This window comes from Xanthobacter sp. DMC12 (assembly GCF_056314105.1).
Map to the genome: position 1 here is coordinate 336,333 of NZ_JBQUYZ010000001.1, position 20,735 is coordinate 357,067.

18 protein-coding genes are annotated in these 20,735 nt (G+C 68.4%); 16 read left to right on the plus strand and 2 right to left on the minus strand.

The window, feature by feature from the left end; translation table 11 throughout:
* Positions 1–121 precede the first annotated feature (121 nt).
* The 13 genes from ACT535_RS01430 to ACT535_RS01490 all read left to right on the plus strand — a co-directional run bounded on the left by ACT535_RS01430 (position 122) and on the right by ACT535_RS01490 (position 14,530).
* Positions 122–877, plus strand: coding sequence for a TerC family protein (locus ACT535_RS01430; protein ID WP_168456945.1), 756 nt, complete (start codon positions 122–124; stop codon positions 875–877).
* Positions 874–1,629 (plus strand): SDR family oxidoreductase, encoded by a 756-nt coding sequence (locus tag ACT535_RS01435; protein ID WP_476363101.1) that lies wholly within the window; start codon positions 874–876, stop codon positions 1,627–1,629. Before ACT535_RS01430 ends, ACT535_RS01435 begins: the two co-directional genes overlap by 4 nt.
* A 68-nt stretch (positions 1,630–1,697) precedes the next feature.
* On the plus strand, positions 1,698–2,672 hold the full coding sequence (locus ACT535_RS01440; RefSeq protein WP_168456947.1) for a quinone oxidoreductase family protein: 975 nt from the start codon (positions 1,698–1,700) through the stop codon (positions 2,670–2,672).
* Between the two features lie 184 nt (positions 2,673–2,856).
* Positions 2,857–5,067 (plus strand): RelA/SpoT family protein, encoded by a 2,211-nt coding sequence (locus tag ACT535_RS01445; RefSeq protein ID WP_168456948.1) that lies wholly within the window; start codon positions 2,857–2,859, stop codon positions 5,065–5,067.
* Positions 5,068–5,093: 26 nt separating this feature from the next.
* The gene (locus ACT535_RS01450; RefSeq protein ID WP_476363102.1) at positions 5,094–5,864 is read left to right on the plus strand and encodes a pyridoxine 5'-phosphate synthase; all 771 of its coding nucleotides are present in this window, start codon (positions 5,094–5,096) and stop codon (positions 5,862–5,864) included.
* The gene (gene acpS, locus ACT535_RS01455; RefSeq protein ID WP_168456950.1) at positions 5,861–6,268 is read left to right on the plus strand and encodes a holo-ACP synthase; all 408 of its coding nucleotides are present in this window, start codon (positions 5,861–5,863) and stop codon (positions 6,266–6,268) included. The genes ACT535_RS01450 and acpS overlap by 4 nt, the downstream gene beginning before the upstream one ends.
* Before the next feature lie 157 nt (positions 6,269–6,425).
* The gene (gene lepB / locus ACT535_RS01460; protein WP_476363103.1) at positions 6,426–7,178 is read left to right on the plus strand and encodes a signal peptidase I; all 753 of its coding nucleotides are present in this window, start codon (positions 6,426–6,428) and stop codon (positions 7,176–7,178) included.
* Positions 7,148–7,885 (plus strand): ribonuclease III, encoded by a 738-nt coding sequence (rnc, locus tag ACT535_RS01465; RefSeq protein WP_168456952.1) that lies wholly within the window; start codon positions 7,148–7,150, stop codon positions 7,883–7,885. Before lepB ends, rnc begins: the two co-directional genes overlap by 31 nt.
* Positions 7,885–9,033, plus strand: coding sequence for a GTPase Era (gene era, locus ACT535_RS01470; RefSeq protein WP_476363104.1), 1,149 nt, complete (start codon positions 7,885–7,887; stop codon positions 9,031–9,033). The genes rnc and era overlap by 1 nt, the downstream gene beginning before the upstream one ends.
* A gap of 122 nt (positions 9,034–9,155) precedes the next feature.
* Positions 9,156–9,734 (plus strand): flavodoxin family protein, encoded by a 579-nt coding sequence (locus tag ACT535_RS01475; RefSeq protein WP_476363105.1) that lies wholly within the window; start codon positions 9,156–9,158, stop codon positions 9,732–9,734.
* Positions 9,735–9,828: 94 nt separating this feature from the next.
* Positions 9,829–11,181, plus strand: a complete 1,353-nt coding sequence (gene glmU, locus ACT535_RS01480) for a bifunctional UDP-N-acetylglucosamine diphosphorylase/glucosamine-1-phosphate N-acetyltransferase GlmU (RefSeq protein WP_476363106.1) — start codon at positions 9,829–9,831, stop codon at positions 11,179–11,181.
* Between the two features lie 177 nt (positions 11,182–11,358).
* Complete coding sequence (gene glmS, locus ACT535_RS01485) at positions 11,359–13,182, plus strand: glutamine--fructose-6-phosphate transaminase (isomerizing) (RefSeq protein WP_476363107.1); 1,824 nt, start codon at positions 11,359–11,361, stop codon at positions 13,180–13,182.
* 169 nt (positions 13,183–13,351) lie between these two features.
* Complete coding sequence (locus ACT535_RS01490) at positions 13,352–14,530, plus strand: GGDEF domain-containing protein (RefSeq protein WP_476363108.1); 1,179 nt, start codon at positions 13,352–13,354, stop codon at positions 14,528–14,530.
* A 12-nt stretch (positions 14,531–14,542) separates the two neighbouring features.
* On the opposite strand, the gene ACT535_RS01495 is transcribed toward ACT535_RS01490, so the two are convergent.
* Both ACT535_RS01495 and recG read right to left on the minus strand, forming a co-directional pair.
* Positions 14,543–14,995 (minus strand): YbaN family protein, encoded by a 453-nt coding sequence (locus ACT535_RS01495; RefSeq protein WP_476363109.1) that lies wholly within the window; start codon positions 14,993–14,995, stop codon positions 14,543–14,545.
* Positions 14,996–15,012: 17 nt separating this feature from the next.
* Positions 15,013–17,106 carry an ATP-dependent DNA helicase RecG gene (gene recG, locus ACT535_RS01500; RefSeq protein ID WP_476363110.1) on the minus strand — a complete coding sequence of 698 codons (2,094 nt, stop codon included), beginning with the start codon at positions 17,104–17,106 and terminating at the stop codon, positions 15,013–15,015.
* Positions 17,107–17,249: 143 nt separating this feature from the next.
* Between recG and ACT535_RS01505 the strand changes: the two genes are divergently transcribed.
* From ACT535_RS01505 to ACT535_RS01515, 3 genes are all read left to right on the plus strand, one after another.
* Complete coding sequence (locus ACT535_RS01505) at positions 17,250–17,909, plus strand: protein-L-isoaspartate(D-aspartate) O-methyltransferase (RefSeq protein ID WP_168456959.1); 660 nt, start codon at positions 17,250–17,252, stop codon at positions 17,907–17,909.
* Between the two features lie 102 nt (positions 17,910–18,011).
* On the plus strand, positions 18,012–19,286 hold the full coding sequence (locus ACT535_RS01510) for an alpha/beta hydrolase (RefSeq protein ID WP_476326688.1): 1,275 nt from the start codon (positions 18,012–18,014) through the stop codon (positions 19,284–19,286).
* Positions 19,287–19,442: 156 nt separating this feature from the next.
* Entirely contained in the window at positions 19,443–20,675 is a 1,233-nt protein-coding gene (locus ACT535_RS01515) for a peptidoglycan DD-metalloendopeptidase family protein (protein ID WP_476363111.1), read from the plus strand.
* Positions 20,676–20,735: the final 60 nt, after the last annotated feature.

Here is a 20,735-nt window from a genome sequence, read left to right on the forward strand (position 1 = left end):
GGGACGCGGCCGCGCACCAGCGCATGCGCTCTTGCAGTCGCTTCGCGTTCCGATCAGCCTTCGCGAATCTGGGGCAGGGGACCTCTGGTGCAGGGGACCTCTGGAGCAGGGGAGCGCGCCGATGTTGGACTGGATCACGTCGCCGGAAGCCTGGGCGGCGCTGGTAACGCTGACGGCCATGGAGATCGTGCTCGGCATCGACAATGTCGTGTTCATCTCGCTGGTGGTGCAGCGCCTGCCGCCGGCCGAGGCGCTGCGGGCGCGGCAGATCGGCCTTTCCGCCGCGCTGCTGCTGCGGATCGGGCTTCTGTTCGCCCTCTCCTGGCTCATCGGCTTGCGCCAGTCCCTGTTCACGGCATTCGGCCACGACTTCTCCTGGCGCGACATCATCCTGATCGGCGGCGGCGCCTTCCTGATCGCCAAGGCGACGTCCGAGATGCACGGCGCCCTCGAAGGCGAGGACGAGCCGAGCGAGGAGACGGTCGCCGGGGCGGCCAAGCGGGCTTTCGCCGGGATCGTCGTGCAGGTGATCCTGCTCGATCTTGTCTTCTCGGTGGATTCCATCCTCACCGCCATCGGTATGGCCGAGCATCTGGCCATCATGGTGCTGGCGGTCATCATCGCGGTCGGCATCATGTTCGTGGCCTCCGGCCCGCTCTCCGCCTTCATCGCCACCCACCCCACGACGAAGATGCTGGCGCTCGCCTTCCTTGTGCTGATCGGCGTGACGTTGGTGGCGGACGGTTTCGGCGCCCACATCTCCAAGGGCTACATCTATGCGGCCATGGCTTTCTCGGTGATGGTGGAAGTGCTGAACGTCGCCGCCGCCGGCCGGCGCAAGCGGCGGATCGCGCTCGGCAGGGGAGGCGAACGATGAACGCGGACAAGGTGCTGCTGGTCACGGGCGGCAGCCGGGGCATCGGCGCGGCCTGCGTGCGGCGCGCGGCGGAAGCCGGCTACGGGCGCATCGCAATCAACTATACCCGCGACGCGGCGGCGGCAGACGATGTGGCCGCCGAAGCGCGGGCGCTGGGGGCTGAGGTGCTGGTGGTCAAGGGCGACATGGCCCGGCCGGCGGACATCGCCCGCCTCTACGAAGAGGTGGACGCCAACCTCGGTCCCCTGACCGACCTCGTGAACAATGCCGGAATCACCGGCCGCGCCGGTGCTTTTGCCGATGCCGATCCGGCCGAGATGGCCCGCGTCATCGATCTCAATGTCACCGGGGCGATCCTGGTGGCGCAGCAGGCGGTGCGGCGCATGTCCACCGCCCGGGGCGGCAAGGGCGGTGCCATCGTCAACATCTCGTCCATGGCGGCCACCTTGGGCTCGGCGGGAGAATATGTCTGGTACGCGGCCAGCAAGGGGGCCATCGACAGCTTCACCCTGGGCCTCGGGCGCGAGGTGGCGCGTGAGGGCATCCGGGTGAATGCCGTTGCCCCTGGCCTTATCGCCACCGATATCCATGACGCGAGCGGCGTCGTCGGCCGGCTGGAGCGCCTGACGCCCTCCATCCCCATCGGGCGGCCGGGCACGGCCGAGGAGGTAGCCGAGGCGGTGCTTTTCCTGCTCTCGGACACGGCGAGCTATACCACCGGCGCGGTACTCAAGATTTCGGGAGGCCGCTGACCGCGCTTGCGGCCCACTCGCCCCGCCCTATGATCCCCTGAATCTCGGGAGGATAGGGGTTGGCGGTCATGGTCCATGCGGTTCAGGTGCATCAAACGGGCGGCCCCGAGGTGCTCAGCTTCGAAGCGGTGGCGGTTCCTCCGCCCGGCCCGGGCCAGGTGCAACTGCGCCACACCGCCATCGGCCTCAATTTCATCGACGTCTATTTCCGCACCGGCCTCTACAAGGCGGCGGGCTTCCCCTTCATCCCCGGCAGCGAAGGCGCTGGCGTGGTGGAGGCGGTGGGGCCGGATGTGACCGATTTCCATCCGGGCGACCGCGTCGCCTATGCCATGGCCATCGGCGCCTATGCGGAGGTGCGCAACATCTCGACCTCGGTCCTTGTGCATCTGCCCGCCGCCATCGACGACCGCACCGCCGCGGCCATGATGCTCAAGGGCATGACGGCGCAGTACCTCGTGCGGCGCACGCACCACATCAAGCCCGGCGACGTGATTCTGGTGCAGGCGGCCGCCGGCGGCGTCGGCCTGATCCTGTGCCAGTGGGCGAAGCACCTCGGCGCCACCGTGATCGGCACCGTGGGCTCCAAGGACAAGGCCGAGCTTGCCCTCGCCAATGGCTGCGACGAGGTGATTCTCTACCGCGAAGAGGACTTCGTTCACCGGGTGAAGGAGATCACCTCCGGCAAATTGTGCGACGTGGTTTATGACGGCATCGGCCAGGCGACCTATCCCGCTTCCCTAGACTGCCTCAAGCCGCTCGGCCTGTTCGTGAGCTTCGGCAACGCCTCCGGCTCCATCCAGAATTTCGACCTGCTGCACCTGTCGGCCAAGGGCTCGCTGTTCGCCACCCGCCCGACTCTGGGCACCTTCGTCGCCAAGCGCGCCGACCTCATCGCCACCGCCAACGATCTGTTCGAGGCGGTCCTGACCGGCGCGGTGAAGATCCCGATCCACCAGACCTACGCGCTGAAGGACGCCCAGAAGGCCCACCGCGACCTCGAAGGCCGCAACACCACGGGGTCGACCCTGCTGCTGCCGTGAGGCTCGCGCCCCTCTCCTGCACGGGGAGAGGGGCCGCCCGGAGGCAGGCGTCTTCATCATTCCCACAGTCACGCCGTTACAATGGCTTGCGCATCCCGCCCCTCCGCATGATATCTACGGTTCAACAAGGATGGGGCGGGCGCGCTGAACCCGCTCCGCCGTGCTGCGACGGATCGTTCCGGCCATGATGCGCCAATACGAACTCGTCGAGCGCGTTCGACGGTATAATCCTAACACCGACGAGGCGCTGCTCGACCGCGCCTATGTCTACGCCATGAGGGCGCACGGCAGTCAGCTGCGTGCGTCGGGAGATCCCTATTTCTCCCACCCGCTCGAAGTCGCGGCGATCCTCACCGATCTCAAGCTGGACGATGCCACCATCGTCTCGGCCCTGCTGCACGACACCATCGAGGACACCAGCGCCACCAAGGCGGAGATCGAGCGGCTGTTCGGCCAGCAGATCGCGACGCTGGTGGAAGGGCTGACCAAGATCAAGAAGCTCGACCTCGTCTCCAAGCAGGCGAAGCAGGCCGAGAATCTGAGGAAGCTGCTGCTCGCCATCGCCGACGACGTGCGGGTGCTCCTCGTCAAGCTCGCCGACCGCCTCCACAACATGCGCACCCTGAAATGGGTGCCGCCGGAGAAGCGGGACCGGGTGGCGCAGGAGACGCTGGATATCTACGCGCCGCTGGCAGCCCGCATGGGCATGCAGGACATGCGCGAGGAGCTGGAGGATCTCGCCTTCCGCCAGCTCTCCCCGGAAGCCTATGAGAGCATCACCACCCGCGTGTCCGAGCTTCGGCAGGTCAACGGCCCGGTGGTGCAGGAGATCGAGCGGGAGCTGAAGGACGAGCTTGCCCGGCGCGGCATCGTCGCCGAAGTCAAGGGGCGGGAGAAGCGGCCGTTCTCCATCTGGGGCAAGATGGAGCGCAAGGCCATCGGCTTCGAGCAATTGTCGGATCTCTACGGCTTCCGCGTGCTCGTCTCCTCGGTGGAGGACTGCTACCGGGCGCTAGGCGTCGTCCACACCAAGTGGGCCATCGTGCCCGGACGCTTCAAGGACTACATCTCCACCCCCAAGCCCAACGACTACCGCTCCCTGCACACGACCGTGGTCGGCCCGCGCCGCCAGCGCGTCGAGATGCAGATCCGGACCAAGGACATGGAGGAGATCGCCGAATACGGCATCGCCGCCCATGCCCTCTACAAGGACGCCTCGGGCGCGCCGGGGGAGATGCTCTCCCACGAGAGCCGCGCCTATGCCTGGCTGCGCAAGACCATCGAGAACCTTTCGCAGGGGCTCTCTCCCGAGGAGTTCCTCGAGCATACCAAGCTCGAGCTGTTCCACGACCAGGTGTTCTGCTTCACCCCCAAGGGCCGGCTCATCGCTTTGCCCCGCAAGGCGACGCCCATCGATTTCGCCTATGCGGTGCACACGGACGTGGGCAACACCGCCGTGGGCTGCAAGATCAACGGCTCCATCGCGCCCTTGGTGTCGGAGCTGAAGAACGGCGACGAGGTGGAGATCATCACCTCCAAGGCGCAGACGCCGCCGGGTGCGTGGGAGACCATCGCCGTCACCGGCAAGGCGCGCGCCGCCGTGCGTCGCGCCACCCGGGCCGCCGTGCGCGCGCAATATGCCGGCCTCGGCCGCAAGATCACCGAGCGGGCCTTCACCCGCGTCGGCAAGCCTTTCACCGAGGACGCCGTGGCCAAGGCCACGCCCCGTCTCGCGCGGGCCTCGGCGGAGGATGTGTTCGCCGCCATCGGCCGGGGCGAGATCAAGACCGACGACGTGATCCGCGCCGTCTATCCCGACTGGGTGCCCCCGCGTCCGGAGGAGCGGGCCGAGCGCGCCGCGAGCGGCGAAGGCTGGTTCGAGCTGAAGCGCGGCCACAACCTCAAGTTCAAGATTCCCGAAGGCGCGAAGGCGGAGCGGCTGGACGCCATCCCCATCCGGGGCATCAATGGCGATCTGCCGGTGCGCTTCGCACCTGACGGCGGCGCCGTTCCGGGGGATCGCATCGTCGGCATCCTCACGCCCGGCGAGGGCATCACCATCTATCCCATCCAGTCGGCCTCTCTGCAGGGCTTCGAGGATGCGCCTGAGCGCTGGCTCGACGTGCGCTGGGACGTGGACGAGCTTTCCGATGGGCGCTTTCCCGCGCGGATCGTCGTCACCGCCCGCAACGAGCCCGGCTCGCTGGCGCAGATCGCCGGAGCCATCGGTGACCGCGGCGGCAATATCGACGGGCTGCAGATGCACGCCCGCTCAGCCGATTTCCACGAGATGGTGATCGACGTGGAGGTGTTCGACCTAAGGCACCTCAACGCCATCATCGCCGACCTCAAGGCCCGCGAGGTGGTCTCGCAGGTGGAGCGCGTGAACGGCTGACGCCGGCGCGGACGGGAGCAAGCGAAATGGCGGTGCTGAAGCCGGTGCGGCTCGGGGTGAACGTCGACCACGTGGCGACCGTACGCAATGCGCGCGGCGGTCTCTTGCCCGACCCGGTGCGCGCCGCAGCCCTCGCCGCCGCGGCGGGGGCCGATGGAATCACCGCCCATCTGCGCGAGGACCGGCGTCATATCCGCGACGCCGACATGGCGCGGCTGAAGGCGGAGATCGACCTGCCGCTCAATTTCGAGATGGCTGCCACGGAGGAGATGGTCGGCATCGCCATCTCCGTCCGGCCCAACGCCTGCTGCCTCGTGCCCGAGCGGCGGGAGGAGCGCACCACCGAGGGCGGGCTCGACGCGGCAGGGCTCGCCGCGGAGCTTGGCCCGCGCATCGCCCGGCTGAAGGCAGCGGGCATCCGTGTCTCGCTCTTTATCGCAGCGGAGGAGAGGCAGATCGCCGCTGCGGCCGCGCTCGGCGCCGACATCGTGGAACTGCACACCGGCGGCTGGTGCGATGCGGTGGCGGAAGGCCGCACGGCGGAGGCCGAGGCCGAGTTCGTCCGGCTCAAGGCCGGCGCCGGACAGGCCCACGCGCTCGGGCTGGAGGTTCATGCCGGCCATGGGCTCGATTATGCGACGGCGGAGCGCATCGCCGCGTTTCCCGAGATCGTGGAGCTGAACATCGGCCATTTTCTCATCGGGGAGGCCATCTTCGTCGGGCTGGAGGCGGCCATCCGCACCATGCGGGCGGCCATTGCCGCCGGGCGTGCGGCGGCAGCGGGCGAGGCGGCATGATCCTCGGCATCGGCTCCGATTTCTCGGACGCGCGCCGCATCGCCAAGTCCATCGAGCGGTTCGGCGACCGGTTCCTGAACCGTGTCTTCACCCCAGTCGAGCGGGCGAAGGCGGACCGGCGAAAGCTCAGGGCGGAGACCTACGCCAAGCGTTTCGCGGCCAAGGAGGCTTGCGCCAAGGCGCTGGGCACCGGCCTGAGCCAAGGCGTGTTCTGGCGCGACATGGGCGTCGTGAACCTCCCGTCCGGCCAGCCGACGCTGGTGCTCACCGGCGGGGCTGCGCGGCGGCTCGCCCAGATGGTGCCGCAGGGGTACGAGCCGCGCATCCATCTCTCCCTCACCGACGAGGGACCGCTCACCGCCGCCTATGTCATCATATCGGCGGTGCCCCGCTCCGGCGCCTGACGCTGGAGGAGGTCGAGGGCGTGCGTTGCCGGGAGGCCGGGAAGCCTCTATAGGGGCGGTCTTGCCTGTCGAGGCCGGCGCGCATCTGCCGGTATCTCCTCAGTTTCGGCGCAGTTTGTCGTACCCTGCGCCTCATTTGGGAAACCTTGGACACCCGATGACCGCGACCAGCGAATCCAAGAAGGACGGCGGCTTTCTCGAAACCGTCCGGGTGATCGTCCATGCGCTGCTGATCGCGCTGGTGATCCGGACCTTCCTCTTCCAGCCGTTCAACATCCCCTCCGGGTCGATGAAGGACACGCTGCTGATCGGCGACTACCTGTTCGTCTCCAAGTACAGCTACGGCTATTCCCACTTCTCGATTCCCTTCTCGCCCAACCTGTTCTCCGGCCGCATCCTCGGGTCCGAGCCGACGCGGGGCGACGTGGTGGTGTTCAAGCTGCCGAAGGACAACGAGACCGACTACATCAAGCGCGTTGTCGGCATGCCCGGCGACAAGATCCAGATGATCGGCGGCCTGCTGCACATCAACGGCGTGCCGGTGAAGCGCGAGCGCATGTCGGACGTGAGCGAGGACGACGGCTCGGGCCGCAAGGTGCCGGTGAAGCGCTGGCGCGAGACGCTGCCCAACGGCGTCTCCTACGAGACGCTGGACCTCGTGGATAATGGCTTCTACGACAACACGCCCGTCTATGAGGTGCCGCTCGGGCATTTCTTCATGATGGGCGACAACCGGGACAATTCCGCCGACAGCCGGGTGCTGAGCCAGGTGGGCTATGTCCCGTTCGAGAATCTCATCGGCAAGGCACAGCTGATCTTCTTCTCGATCGACGAGGGCGCGAGCGCGTGGCAGGTTTGGACATGGCCTTGGACGGTGCGATGGGATCGGCTGTTCACACGAGTGCATTGAACGGGGCGGGGCGCGACCTCGCGCATCTCGAGGAGCGGATCGGCTACCGCTTCCGCGATCGCTCCATCCTTGAGCTGGCCCTTTCCCACATCAGCGCCGTGAAGGGCGAGGCGCCGCGCCTGCGCTCCTACCAGCGGGTGGAATTCCTGGGCGACCACGTGCTCGGCTCCGTGGTCTCGCACATGCTCTATCTCGCCTTCCCGGAGGGCGAGGAGGGGGAATTGTCCCGCCGCCTCGCCGAGCTGGTGCGCGAGGAAGCCTGCGCGGAAGTCGCGGAGGACATGGACCTCGGCCCCTTCATCCGCCTCGGCCCCGGCGAAAGCCAGTCCGGCGCGCACAAGCGCCGCGCTATCCTCGCCGACGTGGCCGAGGGGGTGGTGGCGGCGGTGTTCCTCGATGGGGGCTATGAGGCCGCCCATGCGCTGGTGGAGCGCTTCTGGCGCCCCCGCCTGGAGGCTCCGCGCCGGCCGCTGCGCGATGCCAAGACCGTGCTTCAGGAATGGGCGCAGGCTCGCGGCCTGCCGCCGCCCGCCTATCGCGAGGTGATGCGCTCCGGCCCGGACCACGCCCCCCGCTTCACCGTGGCGGTGGATCTGCCGGGCCTCGCCTCGGCGCAGGCGGATGGCGCCTCCAAGCAGAATGCACAGAAGGCGGCCGCTGCCGCCTTCCTCGTCCGTGAGGGCGTTTGGGAGAAGGACGAGGCCTGATGGCACCGAGGAAGAAGGCGGGCGCCGACACGGCCGCCCCGGATCAGAAACCTGCCCCTGCGGAAGAAGAGGCCTTCGTCGCCGCTGCTCAGCATGATGATGTCGCCGAAGATGACCTCGCGGAGGACGAAATCTCCGACGACGAGATCTCTGACGACGATCTGCCGGATGACGATCTGGACGACGAGGACGACGATTTCGACGACGAGCTGGATCGCGTCGAGCGTGCGCCCCTGACGCCGCTGGAAGGCCCGACCCGCTGCGGCTTCGTCGCCCTGCTGGGCGCGCCCAATGCCGGCAAGTCGACGCTGACCAACCAATTGGTGGGCACCAAGGTCTCCATCGTCTCGCACAAGGTGCAGACGACGCGCGCCATCGTGCGCGGCATCGCGATGGACGGCGCGGCGCAGATTGTCCTTGTGGACACCCCTGGCATCTTCGCGCCCAAGCGCCGGCTGGAGCGGGCGATGGTGTCGAGCGCCTGGACCCATGCCGCCGACGCCGATGTGATCGCGCTCCTGGTGGATGCCAACCGCGGCCTGGATGAAGACATCGAGGCGCTGCTCGGCAAGCTCAAGGACATCCGCAAGCCGCGCGCGCTGATCCTAAACAAGATCGACCTCATTCGCCGCGACAGCCTTCTGGCGCTGGCCGCCGCGATTACGGAACAGACTCCGTTCGACCGGGTGTTCATGGTCTCCGCGCTCACCGGCGACGGCGTGGAGGACGTGCGACGCTGGTTCGCCGAGACGGTGCCGGAAGGTCCCTGGCTCTATCCGGAAGATCAGGTGTCGGATGCGCCCATGCGCATGCTCGCGGCCGAGATCACCCGCGAGAAGATGTTCCTGCGCCTGCACGACGAACTGCCCTACCGCTCCACGGTGGAAACCGAGAGCTGGAAGGAATTGCGCAACGGCTCCGTGCGCATCGAGCAGACGATCTTCGTGGAGCGCGAAAGCCAGCGCAAGATCGTGCTCGGCAAGGGCGGCAACACCATCAAGACCATCTCCTCGGAATCCCGGAAGGAGATTTCCGAGATCATCGAGCAGCCCGTGCATCTCTTCCTGTTCGTGAAGGTGCGCGAGAGCTGGGCGGACGATCCGGAGCGCTACCGCGAGATGGGGCTGGAGTTCCCCAAAGGCGGCTGAACGTGCGGCTGAGCACGTCGCCGTGCGTTTGCGAAAACGCAAGGCTGTATTGCGATCTTACGGCTGGATGCGGGCATCCATGCACGGCATAACCGGTGGCGAACCCAACGGGGAGACGTGTCATGTCGAAGCCAGTCGTCGCGATCGTGTATCACTCGGGCTACGGCCACACCAAGGTCGTGGCTGAATCCGTGCTCGCCGGCATCAAGGAAGTCGATGCCGTGGAAGGCGTCCTCGTCTCCGTGGACGAAGTGGACGACAAGTGGGACGTGCTGGACGGCGCAGCCGCCATCATCTTCGGCGCGCCGATCTACATGGGCAACGTGTCCGCGGCCTTCCAGGCGTTCGCCGAGAAGTCCTCCAAGCGCTGGTTCGAGATGAAGTGGAAGGACAAGCTGGCCGCCGGCTTCGTCAATTCCGGTGCGCAGAACGGTGACAAGCATCAGGGCATCCACGCCATGTTCGGCCTGTCGCAGCAGCACGGCATGGTCTGGGTCGGCCTCGGCCTCCATCCCGGCAACAACAATTCCAAGGGCTCGCTGGAAGACTTGAACCGCCTCGGCGGCTTCGCCGGCGCCTATGCCCAGTCCAACATCGATGAAGGCCCGGACGTGGTGCCCCCCGCCACCGACCGCCGCACCGCCGCCCATCTCGGCCGCCGCGTCGCCGACGCGACCGTGCGCTGGACCCGCGGCGCCTGACGCGACCCGGCGCTCTGTCCTGCCTCTCCCCGCTTCCGCTCGCTGCGGCGGCGGGGTAATGGGGGCGGGAGATTAGCGCCGCGGAGGAATCGCGATGAGTGACCGGAGCCTGCTCGTGGTGGTGCTCGCCGCCGGGGAGGGGACGCGCATGAAATCGCGCCTCCCCAAGGTGCTCCACAAGGTCGCCGGCCGCTCCATGCTCCACCATGTGCTGGCGGCGACGCGCGCCGCCGGTGCCACCCGCACCGCCGTCGTGGTCGGCCCCGGCCGGGAGGATGTTGCCGCCGAGGCGACACGCATCGTGCCGGATGCGCAGGTGTTCGTGCAGACCGAGCGGCTGGGCACCGCCCACGCCGTGCTGGCCGCCCGCGCCGCGCTTGAGCAGGGCGCCGATGACGTGCTGGTGCTCTATGCCGACACCCCGCTGGTGCGCCCCGAGACCCTCGCTCGCTTGCGCGCACCGCTGGCCGAAGGCGCCGCCGTCGCCGCGCTCGGCTTCGAGCCGGAAGACCCCACCGGCTATGGCCGCCTCGTCACCTCCGGCGACGAACTCGTCGCCATCCGCGAGGAGAAGGACGCCACTACGGCCGAGAAGGCCATCCGCTTCTGTAATGCCGGCCTGATGGCCCTCGCCGGCAAGGATGCCCTCTCCATCCTCGACCGGATCGGCAACGCCAATTCCAAGGGCGAATATTATCTCACCGACGCCGTGGAGATCGCCCGCGCTGACGGCCGATCCGCCGTCGCGGCGAAGGCGGACTCGGACGAGGTGGCCGGCGTCAACAGCCGCATCCAGCTGGCCGAGGCCGAGGCCATCCTGCAGAAGCGCCTGCGCCTTGCCGCCATGGCCGAGGGGGTGACGCTGATCGCGCCCGAGACGGTGTTCTTCTCCGCCGATACGGTGCTCGGCCGCGACGTGATCGTGGAGCCCAACGTGGTGTTCGGGCCCGGCGTGACCGTGGGCGACGATGTGGTGATCCACGCCTTCTGCCATCTGGAAGGCGCCCATCTGGAGCCTGGCGTCTCCATCGGCCCCTATGCCCGGCTGCGGCCCGGCACACGGCTGGAGGCGGGCGTGCGCATCGGCAATTTCGTGGAGACCAAGGCTGCCCATATCGAGAGCGGGGCCAAGGTGAACCACCTCTCCTATGTGGGCGACGCCCATGTGGGCGCGGGCGCCAATCTCGGCGCCGGCACCATCACCTGCAATTACGATGGCTTCTCCAAGTACCGTACCGAAATCGGTGCCGGCGCCTTCATCGGCGTCAACTCCGCGCTCGTGGCGCCGGTGGCGATCGGGGCGGGCGCCTATGTGGGCACCGGCGCGGTCATCACCTCGGATGTTCCGGCGGATGCCCTCGCCATCGCCCGCAGCCGGCAGGTGGTGAAGGACGGATGGGCGAAGGATTTCCGCGCCGCCCGCGCAGATGCGAAGAAGAAGGGGTAGGCGACGCCGGGGGGCGCCTCGCCTGACACCAACCGAAAGGCGATGTGATTCCGGCCTTGGCCGCTGGGAGGGTAGGACTGGCGGCTTAGGAACGGTCCATTCAGCTTTTGCAGTGCACCTTGGGCGCGACAATCAGCCGGGCCCAAAAGGGCACTACCAACATCGGAGCAAGATCGCATGTGCGGGATCGTCGGCATTCTTGGGAAGAGCGCCGTCGCGGACAAGGTGGTCGAATCGCTCCGGCGCCTGGAATACCGCGGCTATGATTCCGCCGGCATCGCGACCCTCGAAAACGGCCACCTCGAGATCTGCCGCGCCGAAGGCAAGCTGCGCAATCTCGAGACCAAGCTCGACAAGCACCCGCCGAAGGGCCACGCCGGCATCGGGCACACCCGCTGGGCGACCCACGGCAAGCCCTCCGAGCGCAACGCGCATCCCCACGGCACCAAGCGCGTGGCCGTCGTCCACAACGGCATCATCGAGAATTTCCGCGAGCTCAAGGAAGAGCTGAAGGCCGCCGGCGTGTCCTTCAGGAGCGACACGGACACCGAAGTTGTGGCCCAGTTGGTGGATCGCGAACTGCTCGCCGGCAAGGAGCCGGTGGCGGCGGTGGCGGCCGTGCTGCCGCGCCTCAAGGGCGCCTTCGCGCTCGGCTTCCTGTTCGACGGCAAGACCGATCTGTTGATCGCCGCCCGTCGCGGTTCTCCGCTTGCCATCGGCTACGGCAATGGCGAGATGTTCCTCGGTTCGGACGCCATCGCCCTCGGCCCGTTCACCGACCGCATCGCCTATCTCGAAGAGGGCGACTGGGCGGTGCTGACCCGCGAGGGCGCTGAGATCCGCGACGAGACCGGCCGCATTGTCGAGCGCGCCGTCCAGAAGGTGCCGGCCGGCGCCCTGCTCGTGGACAAGGGCAACCATCGCCACTTCATGGCGAAGGAGATCTACGAGCAGCCCGAGGTGATCTCCCATACCTTCGGCCATTATCTCGATCTCGACAGCGAGACCGTCTCGCTGCCCGAGCTGCCGTTCGACGCCAAGGAGGTGCAGCACATCTCCATCACGGCGTGCGGCACGGCGCTCTATGCCGGCGCGGTGGCGGAATACTGGCTGGAGCGCTTCGGCCGCGTGCCGGTCTCCACCGACATCGCCTCCGAGTTCCGCTACCGCGAGACGCCACTGGCGCCCGGCGGCGTCACCATCGTCATCTCCCAGTCGGGCGAGACGGCGGACACGCTCGCCTCCCTGCGCTACGCCAAGGAGTGCGGGCAGAAGGTGGTCGCCGTGGTGAACGTGCCCACCTCCACCATCGCTCGCGAGGCGGACGTGGTGCTGCCGATCCTCGCCGGTCCCGAAATCGGCGTCGCCTCCACCAAGGCGTTCACCTGCCAGTTGGCGACTCTCGCCTGCCTGTCCGTCGCCTTTGGCCGCGCCAAGGGCGTGCTGTCGGCGGAGGACGAGAACAAGCTGGTGCGCGCCTTCATGGAAGTGCCGCGCCTGATGACCGAGGCGCTGAAGCTCTCCCCGGAGATCGAGGTCCTCGCCCGCACCCTCGCGAAGGCGCGGGACGTGCTCTATCTCGGCCGCGGAACGAACTATCCGCTGTCGCTGGAAGGCGCGCTGAAGCTGAAGGAAATTTCCTACATCCACGCCGAAGGCTATGCCGGTGGCGAGCTGAAGCACGGCCCCATCGCGCTCATCGACGAGAAGATGCCGGTGGTGGTCATCGCCCCCCATGACCGCATCTTCGACAAGACCGTCTCCAACATGGAGGAGGTGGCGGCGCGCGGCGGCAAGATCATCCTCGTCACCGACCCCAAGGGGGCCGAGGCCGCGCCGGTGAATGCCGTGCAGAAGCTGATCCTGCCGGAGATGCCGGCCACCGTCTGCCCGATGGTCTATTCCATCCCGGTCCAGCTCATCGCCTACCACACGGCGGTCATCATGGGCACGGACGTGGACCAGCCGCGCAACCTCGCCAAGTCTGTGACGGTGGAATAGTCCGTCACGGGTGGTCCGCCACCGCCGGGTGGCGGTGACGGTGGTTTGGTCCGGCGCGGGTGGCATAATCCACCCGGAGTCGCCGGAAATATGTTGCGCCGAATGGGAAATCGGCGCCTTCATTTCGAGACACAAGCCAACGCTCAAGCCTGGGTGCGGACGCCGGTCGATGCCTGCTGCGACGTTCCCCATCTTCATGAATGCGGTGGTGGCGGCGCTGTTCGCCGCCAGCTATCTCGCGCTGGCGCTGCTCCACCGCGGTTACACGGCACCCCTGTGGTTCGCCGCCAGCTTCGGCGCGATCTTCATCACGCCGCTGGCACTGCTCGTGCAGTCCTACACCGGCTGGGTGATCCTGCTTGCCCCGGTGATCTATCTGTCGTTCGCCGCCTGCCTGATCCTGATGGTGCCGGGTCTGGCGGTTCTCTACCGCAAGCCCGTTCCGTGGGCGCTGGTGACGAGCCTCAGCATCCTCACGCTGGTCTGTGCCGCGCTGGCGCTGCAACTGCCGGTCAACACGCTGGTGCGCATCGTCTGCTACCAGCTGCCCTTCGTGATCGCGACGGCGGCGAGCTGCTGGGTGGTGCTGCGCGACAGCCCGCGGCGGCTGCGCGACCTTCTGCTCGCCGGCCTGTTCGCGCTGCTGTGCATGCACGTGCCCCTCAAGGCGGCGCTGGCGGTCAGCCTCCACACGGGACCGCACCAGATCAACTACATGGATACGCCGTTCGCGGTGGTCGCCCAGATCAGCACGGGTATCCTGATGATCGCGACGGGATTCCTGCTGCTGGTGATCTCGGTGCTGGAACTGGTGCGCGAGACCCAGGAGGTGGCGGACACGGACGCCCTGTCGGGCCTGCTGAACCGGCGTGGGTTCGAGCAGCGCGCCTCGGACCTCGTGCATGGGCGGGCCGGAGCGGCGCCGTTCGCGCTGCTGCTCATCGACATCGACCACTTCAAGGCCATCAACGACACCTTCGGCCACGGCGTGGGCGACCAGACCATCCGCGGCTTCGGCGGCATGCTCCAGCACACGCTGCCGCAGTCCGCGCTCATCGGCCGGGTGGGCGGCGAGGAGTTTGCCATCCTTCTGGAGCGCGCCTCGCCCGAGATGGCGCGGCTGCAGGCGGAATCGGTCCGCCTCGCCATTATCGGACATGACGATGCCGATCTGCCGCCCTTCACGGTCAGCATCGGCGTCGCGCTGGCCTCGCGGGCCGAGCCGCTGCAGACCACGCTCGAGCGGGCGGACGCCGCCCTCTATGAGGCGAAGCGGTCCGGCCGCAACCGGGTCTGCTGCGCGCAGGAGGAAGTCCACGCCGACAACGTGGTGCCGCTGCGCCGCTGAGGGAGCGCCGCCCTAACGGTTTGGCCGCGTCGCGATGAACACCGCCAGAACGACGAACAGCACGCCGAGAAAGGCGAGCACGAAGGTCGGCGCCCCAAGATACCAGCTGCCCGTGAAAGTGCCGATGAAGCTCGACAAGGCGAACAGCTTCACCATGGGCGGGATCGCCCCGGTCTCCCGCCAGCGCACGACGCCGGGGCCGAGCCAGCGGTGATTGAGGAGCCAAGCCTCGAACTTGGGCGACGAGCGTGTGAAGCACCAAGCCGCGAGGATCAGGAACACCGTGCCCGGCAGCATGGGCACCACCATGCCGATGGCCCCGACGATCAGGAAGACGAACCCCGCCGCGAACAGGAGCTTGCGATAGATCGCATCGCGGCTCCAGCGGGCGGCGGCCAGCCGTTCGCTCTGAGTTGTCGCTGGGGCAGGCGGGGGAGGAGCGGAAGCATCGTCGTCGGCGGCCATCGCCGGACCATGGCGCCTCATCCGGCCGAGAGCAAGCGCACCGCCGCATCCCGCTCCTGCAGGTGCAGCAGCGTGTGAAGCACCCGAGCGGAGGGCATGGCGAGATCGGGGTCGGCCCGCACCTGCGCCGCCGCCGCATTGCGGGCGGCCTCCACCTCGCCGCCGTGCCATTCCATCTGGGCGAGGCGGAAGCCGGGCAGGCCGCTCTGCCGGGTTCCGAGCACGTCGCCCTCGCCGCGCAGGCGCAGATCCTCTTCGGCGAGGCGGAAACCGTCCTGGCTCTCGCGCAGGATGGCGAGGCGGGATTTCGCCGTCTCGCCCAGCGGATGGCGATAGAGCAGCAGGCAGACGGACGGCTTGTCCCCGCGCCCCACGCGACCGCGCAACTGGTGCAGTTGGGCAAGGCCGAAGCGCTCGGCGTGCTCGATAACCATCACGGTGGCCTCTGGCACGTTCACCCCCACCTCGATCACGGTGGTGGCCACCAGCAGCCGCGTCTCGCCGCGGGCGAAACGGCCCATGGCCTCGTCCTTGGCGGCCCCGGACATGCGGCCATGCACCAGCCCGACCGATGCGCCGAAGATGGATTGCAGGGTCTCGTAGCGCTCGGTGGCGGCGGCGAGGTCCGAGGTGTCGGTCTCTTCCACCAGCGGGCAGATCCAGTAGGCCCGCGCGCCGGAAGCCAAGGCCCGGCCGACGCCTGCCACCACCTCGTCCAGCCGGTCGAGGGGCAAGGCGCGGGTGTCGATGGCCTGCCGGCCCGGCGGCTTCTCGCGCAGCTCGCTGGAGTCCATGTCGCCGAACAGGGTGAGCACGAGGGTGCGGGGGATGGGGGTCGCCGTCATCACCAGCATGTCCACAGCCTCCCCCTTGCGCGCCAGCGTCAGGCGCTGCTCGACGCCGAAGCGGTGCTGCTCGTCCACCACCGCAAGGGCAAGGTCGCGGAACACCACGTCGTCCTGGATCAGCGCATGGGTGCCGATCACGAGATCGGTGCGGCCCGAGGCGAGATCGTCCAGAACGGCGGCGCGGGCGCGACCCTTCTCCCGGCCGGTCAGGATCGCAGTGGAGAGGCCGGCGGCCTCGGCCAGCGGTGCGATCGTCTCCTGGTGCTGGCGGGCGAGGATTTCCGTGGGCGCCATCAGCGCCGTCTGCCGGCCGGCTTCGGCCACCGTGGCCGCAGCCATGAGGGCGACGACGGTCTTGCCCGAGCCCACGTCACCCTGCAGCAGCCGCAGCATTCGCGTGTCGGCCGCAAGGTCCGCGCGGATGGCTGCGATTGCCTGCTCCTGCGCGCCGGTGAGGCGGAAGGGCAGGGCGCCTGCAAGACGCGTCGCGAGACGCCCATCGCCCACCGTCGAGCGCCCACCTGCCTTCTCCTCCTGCGCCCGCACGAGGGCCAGGGTGAGCTGATGCGCCAGCAACTCGTCGAAGGCCAGCCGCCGCCACGGCCCGCCAGCGGGCGTCGCCTCATGGGGCGATGCCGGCTTGTGGAGGCGCATCAGCGCGTCTCGGAAGGAGGGCCAGCCCCGCGCCGCACGAAGCTCGTCGGGGATCCACTCGGGCAGGTCCGGCACGCGGAGGAGCGCGGCCTCGATGGCCCGGCGCAGGTGGCCCGAAGCGAGGCCCTCCACCAGCGGATAGACCTGCTCCACCGCCGGCAGCCGCTCGACTCCGGCGGCATCGAGGATGCGGTCCGGATGGGTCATCTGCCGCATGCCGTCGTAGAGCGAGATGCGCCCGCACAGCCAGCGCTTCGCCCCCACGGGCAGCATCCGCTCGATGCGCGCCGGCTCGATCTTGAAATGCACCACCACCATGTCGCCGCTGGCATCGGAGACATAGGTCCGGTGCGGTGCCCGGCTGCCGGGTGGGGGCGGCTGGTGGGCGTCCACTGTCACCTCCACCGTCACGTCGGTCTCGGGGACGGCTTCCGAGAGCAGCGGGCGGGCGCGGCGGTCCACGAACCCGGACGGCATGTGGAACAGAAGGTCGATCACCCGCGGCATCTCCCGGCCCAGCAAGCGCGCATACGGCTTCATCAGCTTGGGGCCGATGCCGGAGAGGCTGTCGAGCGGCGCGAAGAGGGGGGACAGGACGTCGGGACGCATGGTGGCGCGAGGGTGTCCGATCGCCCGTTGCGGTGCAAGCCGGGGCGGGAGGAGCGCCAGGCGAAGACGGTGGACAGGCACCGGCTGGAGATCGTCGGCAATCTGCTATAGGTTTCAATAGTTAGGCGGAGATGGACACCGGGATGAGCACCGGCGAGGGCGATGGCGAGCAGGCGGAACGCGCGGCCTTCATCCTGAGGCTGCGCCAGCGGGGGATCAGGGACCTTGCCGTGCTGCGGGCCATCGAGCTGGTGCCGCGGCCGTTGTTCGTCGATCCCATGATGCGCCGTCACGCCTATGACGACGTGGCACTGCCCATTGCCTGCGGCCAGACCATGTCGCAGCCGAGCCTTGTCGCCTCCATGACCGAAGCGCTCGGCGTCACTGCCGACCAGACCGTGCTGGAGGTGGGCACCGGCTCCGGCTATCAGGCCGCGGTCCTCTCCCACCTGGCTGCGCGGGTGGTGACCGTGGACCGCTATCGCTCCCTCGTGAGCGAGGCGCAGACTCGCTTCGAGGTGCTCGGCCTGCGCAACGTCACCGCTTATGTGGGCGACGGCATGAACGGGATGCCGGCCCGCGCGCCGTTCGACCGCATCCTCGTGACCGCGGCGGCGCCCGACATTCCCCCGGCGCTGATGGACCAGCTCAAGCTCGGCGGTGTCATCGTCGCGCCGCTCGGTGCGCCGGAGGAGGTGCAGACGCTCGTCCGTATCGTCAAGGAGCAGTCCGGCCGCACCCGCACCGACCTGATGAAGGTGCGCTTTGTACCGCTCGTTCCGGGCGCCGCGGCCACACTCTGAGCGAAAGCATCGCTTTGACCGTACCCTGGTGCCGAAGCCCGTTGCGAGGGCCACAGCCCTCAGCTATCGGGATCGGGAGTTGCGTTCCGGGGGGATCGAGAATTGAAGGGCGTTTCCGGCCGCGGGCGGCAGATTCTGGCTTGTGCGCTGCTGCTCGGCCTGCTGACAGGCTGCGCCGGGCGCCCCGATGGTGCGCTCATTCCGGTGCCGGATGCGGTGCCCGGAACCTCCCGCGTGGACATGGTGGTCGCCACCGTCCGCGAGCGGTCCGATGGCCCGGACATCTTCAACGGCGAGCGCGCCCGTACACCGAGCTATGCCGAGATTGAAGTCTCTATCCCGCCCGACGGCGCCCGCAAGATCGGCGACGTACAGTGGCCGCGGAGCATCCCCGGCAATCCGGCGACGGACTTCGTTACCACCAAGCTCGTCGACCTGACACAGGATCAGGCGACCGCATGGTTCCACAACCGCATCAGCCGCACGCCGGGCCGGCAGGCGCTGGTGTTCGTCCACGGCTACAATCAGCGCTTCGACGACGCGGTGTTCCGCTTCGCCCAGATCATCCACGATTCCGGTGCGCCGGTGACGCCGGTGCTGTTCACCTGGCCGTCGCGGGGCAGCCTGCTGGCCTATGGCTACGATCGCGAAAGCACATCCTTCTCCAGGGATTCCCTGGAGCGGCTGCTCACCTTCATGGCGAAGGACCCGAACGTGGGCGAGATTTCCATCCTCGCCCACTCCATGGGCAACGTCGTGACGCTGGAGGCCCTGCGGCAGATGGCCATCCGCAACGGCCGCATCCTGCCCAAGATCAAGTATGTGATGCTGGCCGCGCCGGACGTGGACGTGGACGTCTTCTCCACCTTCTTCAACGAGATCGGCAAGACGAGCCAGCGCCCGGCCTTCACCCTGTTCGTGTCGCAGGACGACAAGGCGCTGGCCGTGTCGCGGCGGGTGTGGGGCGACGTTCCCCGCGTCGGCGCGGTGGACCCGGAGCAGGAGCCGTTCCGCACCGAATTCGAGAAGAACAACATCAACGTGGTGGACCTGACCAAGCTCAGGACCAACGATCCCCTGGCCCACGGCAAGTTCGCCGCCAGCCCGAAGGTGGTGCAGGCCATTGGCGCCCGCCTTGCGGAGGGGCAAACCATGACCGATTCCCGCGTCGGCGTCGGTGAGCACATCATCAAGGCGACCTCGGACGCCGCCGCGACCGTCGGCACGGCCGCCGGCCTCGTCATAGCCGCGCCCGTTGCGGTGGTGGATGAGAATACCCGCTCCCACTACAACCAGCATGTGAACCAGCTGGGTCGCTCGGTGTCGGACACCGCCGAGAGCGGCGCCAGCGTGGTGGCACTCCCCAAGGGCAACTGACGAGACGGCAGGTCGGGCCCTCCCGACCTGTTGCAGCTTTGTCACGGGGGAGTCGAAAGTTCGGCAGGACCGCGCCGAAGATACGTCATTTAAGCCGCCGTTTACGCATGGGCCTCTTAACTGCGGGCCGTAATGTTTGCGTGCGAGTTCGGTCACATGCGTAATTCCTGCGGGACACACGGGCGTAACGTCTTCGCGCGGCTGGCGCTGATCGGGCTCGTGTCCGGAACAGTCGCGGGCTGCAGTTCGGATACGAACCGCTTCGCTGCCGACTCCCCCCAGCCCCCGGCCGGAGCGCCCGTCGCGGGCTATCAGGGCCACCCGGGCGGTTATCCGCCTGCCGGCAGCGGGGATGTCACCGGCTCGCTCGGCTCCGGCCGCGTCGAGGCAATGCCCGCGCCGCCGCCGGGCCAGGCCGCCGCGCCCGGCTACCAGCCCTCCTCCTACGCTTCGACGGGAGCCGCCCAGCCCCTGTATGGCGCACCCGGCTACGCGGCGGCGCCGTCGGCCCCTGCCGCTCCGGCCCGCGGTCCCGCGGCCGGTACCCATGTGGTGGTGGCGGGCGAGACGCTCGGCTCCGTTGCCCGCATGTACAACGTCTCGGTCGCGTCGCTGACGATCGCCAACAACATCCCGGCCGGCGGCACGGTGCGGACCGGCCAGACGCTCATCATCCCGCCCGGCGGCAACGGCGCGTCACAGGCGAAGGCCACCCAGGCTGCCGCCCAGACCACCGCCGCCGCCAAGCCGCCGCAGCTCGCCGCGGCTGCTCCGGTCCCGAGCACGCTGCAGGTTCCCGGATCGGCGAAGCCCGCGACGGTCGCTGCTGCGCCCGCTCCGGCCCTGACGCCCGCCCCTGCGGCAAAGCCCACGCAGACCGCTGCCGCGAAGCCCGGCTCCGCGCCGACCCCGGCCGTGTCGAAGTCCTCGGCGCCCGAGCCCAAGGTCGAGACGGCCGCGAAGGTGACGCCGGTGGAGGATGCCGACGACGCTCCGCGCGCCGGCTCCGGTCCCCAGTTCCGCGCGCCCGTCCGTGGTCGCGTCATCGCCTCCTATGGTCCCAAGCCCGGTGGCGCCCACAATGACGGCGTGAACTTCGCCGTGCCGGAAGGCACCGCGGTGCGCGCCGCCGAGGACGGCACCGTCGCCTATGCCGGCAACGAGCTGAAGGGCTATGGCAATCTCGTGCTCATCAAGCACGCCGATGGTTATGTGACCGCCTATGCCAACAACAGCGAGCTGACCGTCAAGCGGGGCGATACCGTGCGGCGCGGCCAGATCGTCGCCAAGGCCGGCCAGAGCGGCAATGTCACCTCGCCCCAGCTGCACTTCGAGATCCGCAAGGGCTCAACCCCGGTCGACCCGAGCCGCTACGTCGCCGGTCTCTGAGGCAGGGCTCCTTCTGAAACGAAAACGGCCGGGCAGATGCCCGGCCGTTTTGCGTTGAGC

Bases quoted from the DNA above. Each gene is read 5' to 3' on its own strand.
- era (WP_476363104.1), top strand. From the start codon at position 7,885: ATGGCACCGAGGAAGAAGGCGGGCGCCGACACGGCCGCCCCGGATCAG.
- ACT535_RS01495 (WP_476363109.1), bottom strand. From the start codon at position 14,995: ATGGCCGCCGACGACGATGCTTCCGCTCCTCCCCCGCCTGCCCCAGCG.
- ACT535_RS01435 (WP_476363101.1), top strand. From the start codon at position 874: ATGAACGCGGACAAGGTGCTGCTGGTCACGGGCGGCAGCCGGGGCATC.
- ACT535_RS01475 (WP_476363105.1), top strand. From the start codon at position 9,156: ATGTCGAAGCCAGTCGTCGCGATCGTGTATCACTCGGGCTACGGCCAC.
- rnc (WP_168456952.1), top strand. From the start codon at position 7,148: ATGGGATCGGCTGTTCACACGAGTGCATTGAACGGGGCGGGGCGCGAC.
- ACT535_RS01445 (WP_168456948.1), top strand. From the start codon at position 2,857: ATGATGCGCCAATACGAACTCGTCGAGCGCGTTCGACGGTATAATCCT.
- lepB (WP_476363103.1), top strand. From the start codon at position 6,426: ATGACCGCGACCAGCGAATCCAAGAAGGACGGCGGCTTTCTCGAAACC.
- ACT535_RS01490 (WP_476363108.1), top strand. From the start codon at position 13,352: ATGCCTGCTGCGACGTTCCCCATCTTCATGAATGCGGTGGTGGCGGCG.
- ACT535_RS01430 (WP_168456945.1), top strand. From the start codon at position 122: ATGTTGGACTGGATCACGTCGCCGGAAGCCTGGGCGGCGCTGGTAACG.
- ACT535_RS01515 (WP_476363111.1), top strand. From the start codon at position 19,443: ATGCGTAATTCCTGCGGGACACACGGGCGTAACGTCTTCGCGCGGCTG.
- ACT535_RS01505 (WP_168456959.1), top strand. From the start codon at position 17,250: ATGAGCACCGGCGAGGGCGATGGCGAGCAGGCGGAACGCGCGGCCTTC.
- recG (WP_476363110.1), bottom strand. From the start codon at position 17,106: ATGCGTCCCGACGTCCTGTCCCCCCTCTTCGCGCCGCTCGACAGCCTC.
- glmS (WP_476363107.1), top strand. From the start codon at position 11,359: ATGTGCGGGATCGTCGGCATTCTTGGGAAGAGCGCCGTCGCGGACAAG.
- acpS (WP_168456950.1), top strand. From the start codon at position 5,861: ATGATCCTCGGCATCGGCTCCGATTTCTCGGACGCGCGCCGCATCGCC.
- glmU (WP_476363106.1), top strand. From the start codon at position 9,829: ATGAGTGACCGGAGCCTGCTCGTGGTGGTGCTCGCCGCCGGGGAGGGG.
- ACT535_RS01440 (WP_168456947.1), top strand. From the start codon at position 1,698: ATGGTCCATGCGGTTCAGGTGCATCAAACGGGCGGCCCCGAGGTGCTC.
- ACT535_RS01450 (WP_476363102.1), top strand. From the start codon at position 5,094: ATGGCGGTGCTGAAGCCGGTGCGGCTCGGGGTGAACGTCGACCACGTG.